Below are 11716 nucleotides of genomic sequence, written 5' to 3' on the forward strand. Positions count from 1 at the left end.
TGCGGCAGGCGCGACAGTTTCGTCGACCGCGAGATGATCAAGATTATAGAATTCGGGCTCTTCGGTTTCGCCTCTCACCCAGTGGCTTTCGCCGACTCACAGGGTGACAGTGGTGCAATGGCACGATTCCGGAAGGGGCCTTTCTCGACGGCCACGGCGCCGGCCCAGGATCTCGAGCCGTCGGCCGATTTCCCCTCTCCGGGAAGCGATGGGGACCGCGGTCTCGGAAGACCGGGGCGGCGATGAATCGTTCAAAGATGAAGGCCCCCAGTATGATCGCAGACGCGAGGAGACTCTTCTATCGACGAATTCTCTGCAGAGTACGAGCTGGCTGTGAGGCGGCCCCGGGATGCCGGGGTCCAGCGCCCCGCGACCTCCTCAATGTGCGGTCCGCGGGTTCAATCTCCACTCCGCCCGAGGGCGTGGCCCCCATGCCGTCCCGCCCGGCACCTGCTTGTTCCGGGAGAGCTGCCGTTCGGTACCAGTTCTCGAGGTGGGAAACGGTCGATGACCGGGTCGCACTGGCCGGCGTCAGGTTCGTTGCGCACCAATATCGCCTGGCGTAATGTGCCGGCAGCGAAAGATCGGGTGCAGTGGTACGACCTGGCGCGGGTTGCGGTGGTGGACCGAGGCTGGGGTAGAGCCGCAGCGAGCTACACGAGATGCGGCTCGCGAAGCTTCGGTCCGTCGGGTTGCTCGAACTGCACAAATGAAACGTCACCGAAAGCCGCCGTCGACCGCGATCGGAGCGCCGGACCCAGGCGACCACAGGCTCAAACACGCTCGCATACCCGCCGATTCGGCCCACCCGGACCTCGCACCATCCGGGAGCCGACGGCACCGACCGACAACGTTCGCCGATCCCGGTGCGGATCATAGTTGACGACGCCGTTGCCTTGGTCGTCGTAGACTCCACATGCGCGCCTGTGGTGCAGTCGCCGACGAACAACGTCATCGACTCGATCACAGCCGACAACGGATACTCGAACGCCGCGCGTGCGTTGGGCGCGCAGATCGACCACGTAGATCCGTGCGGGTAGAGATCGGTGATCGCCTTCGTCGCGGCGAACCGGCCTCCCGAGTTCGTTGTCTGGGTCGGTGCGGCCGGTCCACCGGGACCCATTACTGGATGGAGCTTCGGCGGAGGTTCGTTCAGCACCTACCGGATCGCGCCATTGCGCCGGAGGCTGGGTATCCCTGCCTCATCGACCGTTCCGCAGTACGGAACGGTCCGTTGGTGTGATCCGGGACACCCTTCACGCTCGATGCGGAATCTCGGATCCCGCGACTCGTCGCGGCCACAGAAGGAGTACCTATGGAGCATCGTTCCGCGGAGGGGGCGACGGCGAGTGATCCTGTCTCGCCGAAGGATTCACGCCGGGCGCTCGTGTCCAGCTTCCTCGGATCGACGGTCGAGTACTACGACTTCCTGCTGTACGGGGCGGCGGCCGGGTTGGTCTTCCCAAAGCTCTTCTTCCCGGAGTCGATGGACCCAAGCCTCGGAGCCACACTGTCGTTCGTCATTCTGCTCGCGGGGTATGTTTCGCGCCCGATCGGTGGCATCCTGTTCGGTCACTTCGGAGACAAAGTGGGCCGGAAGAACATGCTCTTCATCACGTTGATGATGATGGGGCTGGTCTCGGTGTGCATCGGCCTCATGCCGACGTACGAGACGATCGGAGTCGCTGCGCCACTGATCCTGGTGGGACTGCGCATCATTCAGGGTCTCGCAGTCGGTGGTGAGTGGGCAGGCGCCACTCTGATGGCCGCCGAACACGTCCAGGACGGGAACCGCGGTTTCGCCGCGTCGATCGCAGTCACCGGCGGTCCCACCGGTTCCGTGCTCGCGACGTTGATCCTCGGTCTGTTCGCCGGGTTGCCGGACGAGGCCTTCCTCAGCTGGGGCTGGCGGGTGCCGTTCCTGATGTCCGCCGCGCTGGTGGTCATTGGCCTGTACCTGCGGTACCGCGTCACCGAGTCTCCCGCCTTCGCCGAGGCGCGTGCCGCCGGGGAGGTGCACACCGGTGTCCCGATCGTGCGGGTGCTCAAGCGGTATCCGCTCTCGAGCCTCTACGGCATCCTTGCCGCGGCGGGACCGCTGTTCATGCAGGCACTGCTGGCGGTATGGGTGGTCCCCTACGTGGCTGCGCAGGGCGTCGTACCACGTCAGGACGCGCTGTACATGCTGACCTTCTCCAGCTTCCTGCACATCTTCGCCATCCCGTTCTTCGCATGGCTGTCCGACCGCTACGGCCGACGCCCGGTGATGCTTGCGGGTGCGGCGATCTCGGTGCTGCTCGTGTTCCCCATGTTCATGTTGTTCAACTCCGACAGCTATTGGCTCGTCGCGCTGGGTTTCGTGGTCGGTAACCCGATCATCCAGGCCTCCATGTACGGCCCGATCGGAGCGTTCCTCGCCGAGAAGTTCGACACCCGGGATCGCTACACCGGCGTCTCGCTCACCTTCCAGCTCGGTTCCGTTCTGGGTGCGGGTACGGCCCCGCTCATGGCGAACTGGCTGGTCCGCCTCGACAACGGGGGCGGAACCGGCAACATCGCGTGGTACTTCGTCGGGCTCATCGCGGTCTCGGCCCTGGCCGTTTACCTCTCGAAGGAGACCCTGAACCACACTGCGCGACGGACCGACCGCCGGGAGGAGGGCATCGACGACCTCGTCACCAAGGGTTGACGGCAACCGGGTTCGTGCGGTCCGGGTGGAGTTCGCGTCTCCCCCGGACCGCACGCGTCATTGGGTGATGGTCGGACCGAACTGACGCAACTGGGGAAGGGTGGTCACGACGTGCGCGGTGACTTCGTCGCTCAAGCACTCGTAGACGTAGGGAACGTCACCGGGAAAGCGGACGAAGTCGCCGCCCTCGAGCATCACCGGATCGGTCAGCGGCCCGGTCCGCAGCCGGCCACTGATGACGTACACGTGATGCAGGGTGCCCGGCGGTTCGGTCGCATCGGGTCCCGACGCGGTGGCGCCGCGTTCGAGCCGCAGAAGATGATTCCGTACGTAACCGGAGCCGTAGACCTCGTCGAAGATCCGCTCGGACCGGCCCTCGTCTGTGGTCCACACGTCCTCGTCCCGGCGCTGGACGAAGACGGGGGAACCCCATTCGGTGAGCAGACGCCGTGCCGGTATGTCGAGCGCCGCTCCAAGCAGTGCGAGAGTCTCGACGGTGGGGTTCCCGACGCCCTGCTCAACCTTCGACAGGGTCTGCTTGGAAAGCCCGGACCGGCGGGCGAGTTCCGCCAGTGACAGGCCCCGTTCCTGCCGGTAGCGGCGCACGTTGCGGGCCACGAGTTGATTGGTGTCAGACATCTCCACCGTCACTTATAAGTTAGCTTTGTCTATCTTGACGGACATTCGAAGCCGCCGCGATGATTGTCACGTAAAGGTTCCAGTTCGTCCACTGAAGTAGTCGCTTGCGGCGAACCGTGGGCAGATCATCCAACGAGGTGGCCGGACATGACCATGACCACAGCGAGTGCGCGCGACGATCGGGCGGCCATCGACAAGGCCGTCAGCCTCCTGGCCTGTTTCGGCGAGGAGGGCATCACAGGCGTCGGCGTCAGCGAACTCGCACGTCGCGCCGGTCTGAGCAAGTCGACCACGCATCGGGTTCTGGCGGTGCTCGAACGCAACAAGGTGGTCGAGCGGGTGGGAACGAACTACCGACTCGGCACGCGGCTGCACGAACTGGGCCGGACCATGTACGCGCCGGGTCAGGAAGAACTGCGGGACCTGCTGATCCCCTTCCTCACCGACCTGTACGCGAAGACGCAGGAAACTGTCCACCTGGCCGCGCTCTACGGCACGGACGTGGTGTACCTGGCCAAACTGTACGGGCACCGCCAGCTCCCCTCGCCGGCGCGGATCGGGCATCGTATCCCCGCCCACTGCACTGCGGTCGGCAAGGCGATGCTCGCGTACGACCCCGACGCCATCGATGCAACGCTGGCCGGGGCACTGCGCCGCTACACCGATCACACCATCATCGAGCCGGTGGCCCTGGCCGCCGAGCTCGCATCGACCCGGCGACTCGGAGTCGCGGTAGAAAACGGGGAGGTCCAGCGTGGTCTGAGCTGCGTTGCGGTGCCGGTCATCGGCCCGTCCGGACGTCCCGTGGCGGCACTGTCGGTATCCGGGCCCACCGGCCGCCTCGACATACGAACCCACGCCGCTACGCTTCGCCGCGTGGCCAGCGATGCGGCACGAGCCCTGCCCACCGGACGCAAGCAACCGGCACCTGCACTCGGCCCCCACGTGCTTGCCGGCTGACCGCTGACCGAGTCGGTCAGGTCCCAGGCACGTGGTCGAGGTCGATGTCCACTGCAGTGGCCCACTCAGGTTCTGCGACCAGCAGACTCAGCTCGGCATCGGCGAGGTCGACATCGACGACGTAGCGGAACCCGGCCGCTTCCGCGGCCTCGATCGCGTCCAGGTAGCTCAGCGGGCCGCAACCCGGCTCGCTGCGGTCCACCGCGAACACGACCTTGCGGCACTGCGGATCCGCCTCCCGGGCGGCGGGACCCGCCGCCCTCAATACAGCGGTCAGGTCTTCGGAAGTGGCCACGTCGAGTACCCGAACCTCGATGTCGCGGGCCGCAACGGGATATGCGAGGCGCAGTCGTCCGGTCACGCAACGCACCAACTCGACCGTCGCCCCTGGTTCGCGGTCGCGACGCAGGACAACCCTGACTCCCGAATCGGACCAGGCGACGACCTTGCTGGACCACGGCTGCGAGAAGCGCGGACGCGGAAACCGCGCAGTCACCGTTCACCGTCCTGCAGAAATGTTCGGATCGCCACCTTCTCGAGCTTCCCAGAAGCATTGCGGGGCACGCGGTCGATGATCCGCAGCCGCTGAGGAAGCTTGTATCTGGCCAGCTGCAGAGCGGCGAACTCTCGCACGTCCTCGAGGGTGATCTCGACGTCGTCGTCGAGCGAGACGACGGCGACGACGATCTCACCCCATTTCTCGTCAGGAACACCGACAACGGCGACATCGGCGACACCGGGCATGTTCGCCAGGACACGTTCGACCTCGGCGGGATAGACGTTCTCGCCACCGCTGATGACCATGTCCTTGAGCCGATCGACGATGAACAGGTAACCCTCGTCATCGAAATAGCCGATGTCACCGGAGTGGAACCAGCCTTCCTCGTCGAACGCCGACGCTGTCGCCTCCGGATTCTCCCAATACCCCGGTGTGACATTGGGGCCGCGCACTACGATCTCGCCACTGACGCCAGGGGCGACCGGGAGGTTCGAGACCGCGTCGACCACCCGAACCTGGGTGTAGGGCATAGGGATACCGGCCGAACCGATCTTGTCGAGAGTGCGCTCGACGGGCAGATGAGTGGCGAACGGGGCGGTCTCGGTCAGTCCCCAAGCCTGCTGCAGCCAGATCCCGTGGTCGGCGAATTCGCGGATCAGCGCCGGCGGCACCGGAGCGCCGGCAACGACGATTGACCGCAGGTGTGACAGGTCTGCCTCGAACACTCCGGGCACTCGACTCAGTCCCGCCAGCATGGCGGGCACCACGAACATCGAATTGACCTGGTAATGAACGAGATCTGCGAGGAATTCCGCGGGGTCGAATGTCCGACGCAGCACCACCGTGCCGCCTCGTACGATCGTCCGGACGACGAAGCTGTTCAGCGCCCCGACATGGAACAGTGGCGCTGAGGCGTAGGTGACGTCTCCGCGGCGGGCGTCGAGCCGTGTGTCCACGTTGACCGAGTTCCACCAGATGTTCCCGTAGGTCAGCACGACACCCTTGGGGATGCCGGTCGTTCCGGAGGTGAACATCAGGATGGCGGGATCGTCGAACCGTCCGGCGACGACCTGGTTGGTCGGTGCTGCCTCGGCGAGCGCCGGCGACCACAGTTCCCACCCGTCGGCGTCACCGGCGACCGGCACTGCGGGATCATCATCGACAAGTAGGTACCGCTTGACCGCGACCGCATCACGGACGGCGTCGACCACGTCCCGGTGCCCGGGTTCGGCGATCAGGGCGACGGATCCGCTTCGGTCGAGCACGGTCCTCAGCTCAGGCTCCGCCAGCCGGAAGTTCACCGGCACGAACACTGCGCCGATCCGCAGGCTGGCCAGCAGGGTTGTCAGGAAGGCAGGGCTGTTGAGGCCTACGTACGCCACCCGATCGCCGGGCCCGACGCCGCCGTTCGCGAGCACCGCCGCGAGTCGGCCGGTCCGGTCCTCGAGGTCTGCGTAGGTCAGATCCGCGTCCGCGTACCGCAGTGCCACGGCGGCACCGTTCCAGCCGGCGTGGCGCTGGACGGCAGCCGCGGGGTTCACGTCGACGGCGAAACCCGAGTTGGCAGGATGTCCGAATGTCATGTCAACCTTCCGGCTCAGAGGTGGTCGCCACCGGCGTCGGAACTGAATCCGCGAACTCCCATACCCCCGTCGATCGAGATCGCTTCACCTGTGATCGGCCCGCTCTGGTCGCGGGACGCGAGGAGGACGTACGGTCCGGTGAAGTCCCCGGGGTCGGTACTCGAATCGTGGAGCGGGATCGGAGGACGCGGTGTGTCCGGACCTCGTTTGGCGAACGACGCCGAGATGGACCTCTCGTTCATCGACAGCGACTCGGGACCGCGCAGGTCGGTGTTCATCCCACCGCACGCCACCCCGTTGACCCGCACCTTCGGCGCGAGTTCGTATGCGAGTTCACGCATCAGCCCAAGGCAGGCGTGCTTGCTCGCCGTGTACACCGGCCCACCGCCGTTGACGTAGAAGGAGGCGTTCGACAGGGTCATCACGATACTGCCGCGGGTCTTGACCAGCTCCCGCCACGCCGCCTCCGCAGCGAGGAAGTACCCCTTGACGTTGACTGCGAACACCTCGTCGAAGGTCGCGGCGAGTTCCGCTCCGGACAGCCGCGTCAGCTGGCGTTGGTAGTCCCACACACCAGCATTGGCGACGAGAGTGTCGAGTTTGCCGAAACGGGCGACGCTCTCGGCTACGGCGGCGTGCAACTGTTCGGAGTCGCGGACATCCGCCGCCACGGCATGCATGCGTGACGGGTCAGTCGAGTCGGCGACCACCTTCTCGAGCTGGTCGAGATTGCGGCCCAAGATGGTCACCGAGGCTCCCTCGGCGAGATAGCGTTCGGCGACCGCGCGTCCGATTCCCGTTCCGCCGCCGGTGATCAGCGCGGAGTACCCCTCGAGCCAGCCGCTCATGCGAGGTCTCCCAGGAAGTCGGTCACCAGGCGTTCGAACTCGGCGGCGCGTTCGAGCTGCACCCAGTGCCCGCACCTGCCGAAGACGTGCATTTGCACGTTCGGGATCTGCTTGAGCATGATCTGGGCACCCTCGAGGGTGATGGTGCGGTCGTCCCGGCCCCACAGCAGCAGCGTCGGGGCCTTGATCTTGTGCAGATCCTTCCACAGAGGGTCCATGCCGTGCCGCTTCGCGAAGGCAGCGTTGTAGAGGTGGTAGAACGCGATGTGGCTCTCGTCGAGGGAAGCCTCGTACCGTGCCCGGACGACGTCCTCACCGAACTGCTTGTGGTCGAACACCATCGACCGGATGAACGACGCCATCTTCTTCTCGCTCGGACCGCCGCCGTTGAAGTACTTGAACATCTCCTTCTGCCCCTCGGTGGGGGTGGGACCGACGGGCAACCAGCCGCCGCCAGGCGCCATCAGCACGAGTCCGATGACGCGGTCACGCTGCGTTTGGGCCATGGCAATGGCGGCGGCGCCCCCGAGGCTGTTGCCCAGGAGATGGAACGATTTGATTCCGAGGCCATCGAGGGCCTGGAAGAGGGCGTCCACGGTGATCTGGGTGATGGACCGTTCCTCGAGGTCGGTTTCGGTGGGCCGGAAACTGTCGCCGAAGCCGGGCTGGTCGGGCAGCAGGATCCGAAAGCGCTTCGACAGCGCGGCCAGATTCTGGTGGTAGTTGCTCACGCCGGAGGCGCCGGGTCCCCCGCCGTGAAGCATCACGAGGACAGGTCCGTCGCCGGGTACCTCGGCGATGGCTATCTCTCCGAGAGAGGTCTGCACGCGGTGGTGGCGAAGTTCGACGTCGGTGGTGGTCGCGGAAGTCACTGAAATCCCATCGGTGTGGATCGAGCCGGTCCGGCTGTCGGTGGTCAGAAGAAGGTGGAGATGTTCTTCGCCTGCAGGATGTTCTGGTCGAGCAGGATGGTGCGGCGCGCGACCTTCAGTCCGGTGTCGGTGCGGCGCAGCACGTCGGTGCGGCCGCCGGCGAAGATGTTCTCCTCGCGTTCGAGACGGTTGCGGTAAACGAGGAACGCCGACCGCACAACGAGGTCGCCGGCGGTGAAGCCGGCATGTTCGGCGGGGTCGACGTGCCGGGCTACGACATTGGTGACGAGGTGGCGAGTCCGCGACGGCGGGTCCTCCGCCCACGCCATCCCGGAATCGAAGCGGCGGATCCGCCAGGCGAGACTGTCCTTGGTCTCGTCGTAGAGCGCGGCCTCGCCGCGGGCCGCGATCGACAGGGCCTGCTGGCGGCGCAGCCGGTTGGTGCGGGTCGGCATCCAGTAGTCGAGGTCGTCGGCCAGCAGGTCGAGCCAGTCGGTGAAGCGTCCGTCGTCGAGGAGCTCGGCCTCCTCGTAGTAGAACTGTTCGACCTCGAAATGGGTGTCGCGGTCCGCACGCTGACCCGCACGTGGTTCGGTGTGCGGTGCTGATTCGGTGGTGGTACTCATTGTGTTCGGTCCCTTCTACGGGGCGCAGCTGCTGGAGCCCGATTAGCTCAGCCCCGCAGCAACTTTCGGAGGTCGGCGGCAGTATCGGCGAGCAGCTGCGGGTCGACGGCGAGCGAGCGGTCGATCATCCGGCGTGCCGCGCGGACGGCGTTCGAGTCGTCGGCCGCGACGGCACCGACGACCACGCTGTCCAGGAGACCGAACACGGAGAACGAATCCGCACCCAGTTCACCCCGGAAGACGGTGGTGTCGGCGTCGGACATGCGGCCCACTCCCTCGATGTGGCGGTGGTGGCGGTCGGTCCAAAACCAGGGGGCGGTCACCTCGGGTGCCGGGGCCCCGAGGATCGCGGCCGCGGCCCGGCGCCCGTCATTCTGGGCTGCATCCCAGTGCTCGACGCGTGGCGCGAGGATACCGCCTCGGCGGATCCTGGTGGGATCACCGACCGCGAGCACGGCCGGATTGGAGGTTACCTGCCGCGGGTCGACGACGATGCCACGGTCGACCTCGAGGCCTGCCGCTTGCGCGAGGTCAGTTTCCGGAACCATTCCGACTCCGAGGATCACCACGTCGAACGATCGGGGTTCCGCCTCTCCGGTGATGACCACGTCCACACCCGAGCCGGTGTCGGTGAAGGACTCGACGGCGGCGGCGAGGGTGGTGACACCGCGGTCGGCGTGCAGGCCGTGCAGCCAGGCTGCGACGTCGTGTCCGACCGCGGCAGCGATCGGGGCTGCGACCGGATCGACCAGCACCACATCACAACCGAGATCGACTGCAGTAGAGGCCACCTCGGCCCCGATCAGGCCCGCTCCGACGACCAGGACGCGGGCGTCGGGAAGCAGGGCCGCAGCGACCCGGTCCGCATCCTCGCTCGTTCGCAGCACATGCACCCGGCGGCTGTCGACGCCGGGAATCGGCGGCCGAGCGGCGTTCCCGCCGGTGGCGAGGACGACGCGGTCCGCGGGCACCAGGGTGCCGTCCGCTAGTTCGACGGCTCCCTCCGTGGATCGCAGCGCTGCGACCACGGTGCCGGTGCGCAGCCGAATCCTGTTGTCGTCGTACCATTCGCCTGGTCGGAGCGCGATCTGCTTCAGATCCTTCGCGCCGGACAGATAGTCTTTGGAGAGCGGCGGCCGGTCGTAGGGGAACTCGCCGGCGTCGACGAGGGTCAGGTCACCGGAGTAGCCACCGGAGCGGAGGGCGCCGACAGTACTGACACCGGCGATGCCGCCGCCGACGACCACGATTCGGTTGACCTCGGCCGACATCAGGGAGCCTCGTTCGGGAACAGGAAGACCTCGCCGTCACGCACCTCGACGCGATGCGGGCAGGCATCCTTGGTTGCCGGAAGTCCGTCCACTGCGCCAGTTTTCAAGCAGAACCTGCTCGAGTGCAGAGGGCACTCGACGTGTCCGTCCTCGACCCATCCTTCGGCGAGGGAGGCGTCGGCATGTGTGCAGGTGTCGTCGAGCGCCCAGACACTGCCGTCGTCGTCGCGCAACAACGCGATGTGGTCAGCAGTCCCCGTGATGCTCTTGTCTATGGCGATGCCCTCGCCCTCTGGGATGTCGTCAAGTGTCGCGACGCGGATTCCCGTGGTCATCGTGTCTCCTCGTGCCAGGCGGGCGTGTTCATCAGGTCGCGCCACCGGGCGTAGAACGCGCGGCCGGCGGCGTCGCTGTAGAGTTCACTGGTCGTGCCGGGGTGCCGGCCGTCCTCGCGCTCCGATCCCATGCCCATCTGGTAGTTCAGTGCGACACCGTTGGTGATGAAACCGCGAGAGATGGTCTGCACCTCGCTCCAGTTCTCTCCGTCGTCCTGCTCGAAAATGCCGCTGGGGCCGAATGTGCGCAGGTTGTACAGGCGCTGGGCTTCTCGGACCTCTTCCGGCATGGACTTGTCGACGATGGTCCAGGCCCAGACCTCCATCCGGTCCGGCCCCTTCGGGTGCCAGATGCGGATGGAGCCGTTGACCGGCAGGTAGGAAAAATTCGGGAATACCGTCGCGTGACCGTTTGTGAGCGGGCCCTCCACACGGGCCTCTCCGAGGCGTTCGCGCAGCGCGTCGTAGTCCATCCAGTCGTGCACCATGTGGGCGTCGAAACGGTTCTTCGGGTGCACCGGGAACCCGGCGCCGTGTCCGTTGGGGTCGGCATACTGACGGCCGGTGCGGTGCACGATTTCGTCCTTGGGCGCTTTGCCCTTCGGCGCCAGCACCGTCAGCGCCGACGCGTGGCTCATGTTGACGTGGTACCAGTCGGTGGCAAACTGTTCCGCCGACAGCTTCCAGTTTCCGTCGAGCACCCACTTGTGCACACCGCCGACGACAACTGTGCCCTCGTCGTCGTGGTCGAGCATGGCGTCCATGTACCAGGCCATGTCGCCGAGTGATTCCCGCAGCGACAACGGTTCCGGATTCCAGGTGCCGAAGATCAACCCGTGGTAGGTCTCGATGTTCGGAACTTCGACAAGTCCCCAGTCCCTGGCGTCGAACGACTCCGGGTAGCCCTCCTTGTTGGGGACGCTGATCAGCTTCCCCTCGAGGTCGAAGGCCCACCCGTGGTAGGAGCAGGTGAAGTTGCGGGTGGCACCGAAGTCGGCCCGGCACACACGCGCTCCACGGTGTCGACACGAGTTCAAGTAGGCGCGGATCCTACGGCTCTTGTCCATCGTGACGATGATCGGGTCCTCACCCATGTAGGTGGTGAAGAAATCGCCAGGCTTGTGGAACTGGTCGGTGTGGGCGAGGAACAGCCAACTGGGAGCGAAGATGCGGCGCATCTCCTGCTGGTAGAGCTGCTCGTCGGTGAAGACGGCGCGGTCGAGCAGACCGCCCTCGGCGTCGACGAGACCAGAGACGTCGATGTTCCGGGTCATGGCTGCTGGACGCCGCAAAGACCCTCGCGGAGTCGCTGTCGCGGAACCGCTCGGGAGTTCGCAGGCGCCGCCGCACGCCCCGGGCTCAGCCGTGGGTCGGATGGTGGAAGTCATGTCGAC

The 11716-nt window shown here is 66.1% G+C and carries 11 protein-coding genes; 2 read left to right on the forward strand and 9 right to left on the reverse strand.

Features of this window, described 5'->3' with window-relative positions:
• Window positions 1-1315 precede the first annotated feature (1315 nt).
• On the forward strand, window positions 1316-2689 hold the full coding sequence (locus ACN675_RS13515) for an MFS transporter (RefSeq protein WP_420751327.1): 1374 nt from the start codon (window positions 1316-1318) through the stop codon (window positions 2687-2689).
• A 57-nt stretch (window positions 2690-2746) separates the two neighbouring features.
• Here ACN675_RS13515 and ACN675_RS13520 read toward each other — a convergent pair whose 3' ends face one another.
• Window positions 2747-3328, reverse strand: a complete 582-nt coding sequence (locus ACN675_RS13520) for a helix-turn-helix domain-containing protein (protein ID WP_420751328.1) — start codon at window positions 3326-3328, stop codon at window positions 2747-2749.
• A gap of 147 nt (window positions 3329-3475) precedes the next feature.
• Here ACN675_RS13520 and ACN675_RS13525 point away from each other — a divergent pair, with 147 nt between their 5' ends.
• Window positions 3476-4288 carry an IclR family transcriptional regulator gene (locus ACN675_RS13525; RefSeq protein WP_420751329.1) on the forward strand — a complete coding sequence of 271 codons (813 nt, stop codon included), beginning with the start codon at window positions 3476-3478 and terminating at the stop codon, window positions 4286-4288.
• A 16-nt stretch (window positions 4289-4304) separates the two neighbouring features.
• Here ACN675_RS13525 and ACN675_RS13530 read toward each other — a convergent pair whose 3' ends face one another.
• From ACN675_RS13530 to ACN675_RS13565, 8 genes are read right to left on the reverse strand one after another with little or no spacing between them, the layout of a single operon-like run.
• Window positions 4305-4784: a hypothetical protein gene (locus tag ACN675_RS13530; protein ID WP_420751330.1), complete on the reverse strand. Its 480-nt coding sequence runs from the start codon at window positions 4782-4784 to the stop codon at window positions 4305-4307.
• Entirely contained in the window at window positions 4781-6370 is a 1590-nt protein-coding gene (locus ACN675_RS13535) for a long-chain-fatty-acid--CoA ligase (protein ID WP_420751331.1), read from the reverse strand. The genes ACN675_RS13530 and ACN675_RS13535 overlap by 4 nt, the downstream gene beginning before the upstream one ends.
• Window positions 6371-6384: 14 nt before the next feature.
• Window positions 6385-7218, reverse strand: a complete 834-nt coding sequence (locus ACN675_RS13540) for an SDR family NAD(P)-dependent oxidoreductase (protein ID WP_420751332.1) — start codon at window positions 7216-7218, stop codon at window positions 6385-6387.
• Window positions 7215-8096, reverse strand: a complete 882-nt coding sequence (locus ACN675_RS13545; protein ID WP_420751360.1) for an alpha/beta fold hydrolase — start codon at window positions 8094-8096, stop codon at window positions 7215-7217. The genes ACN675_RS13540 and ACN675_RS13545 overlap by 4 nt, the downstream gene beginning before the upstream one ends.
• A gap of 38 nt (window positions 8097-8134) precedes the next feature.
• On the reverse strand, window positions 8135-8716 hold the full coding sequence (locus tag ACN675_RS13550; protein ID WP_420751333.1) for a 3-phenylpropionate/cinnamic acid dioxygenase subunit beta: 582 nt from the start codon (window positions 8714-8716) through the stop codon (window positions 8135-8137).
• Window positions 8717-8763: 47 nt separating this feature from the next.
• Complete coding sequence (locus ACN675_RS13555; RefSeq protein ID WP_420751334.1) at window positions 8764-9987, reverse strand: NAD(P)/FAD-dependent oxidoreductase; 1224 nt, start codon at window positions 9985-9987, stop codon at window positions 8764-8766.
• Window positions 9987-10322 carry a non-heme iron oxygenase ferredoxin subunit gene (locus ACN675_RS13560; protein ID WP_420751335.1) on the reverse strand — a complete coding sequence of 112 codons (336 nt, stop codon included), beginning with the start codon at window positions 10320-10322 and terminating at the stop codon, window positions 9987-9989. The genes ACN675_RS13555 and ACN675_RS13560 overlap by 1 nt, the downstream gene beginning before the upstream one ends.
• Window positions 10319-11491 carry an aromatic ring-hydroxylating dioxygenase subunit alpha gene (locus ACN675_RS13565; RefSeq protein WP_420751361.1) on the reverse strand — a complete coding sequence of 391 codons (1173 nt, stop codon included), beginning with the start codon at window positions 11489-11491 and terminating at the stop codon, window positions 10319-10321. The genes ACN675_RS13560 and ACN675_RS13565 overlap by 4 nt, the downstream gene beginning before the upstream one ends.
• Window positions 11492-11716 lie beyond the last annotated feature (225 nt).

Origin of the sequence: Rhodococcus sp. O3, from assembly GCF_048897285.1 — a bacterium.
Taxonomy (GTDB): Bacteria; Actinomycetota; Actinomycetes; order Mycobacteriales; family Mycobacteriaceae; genus Rhodococcus.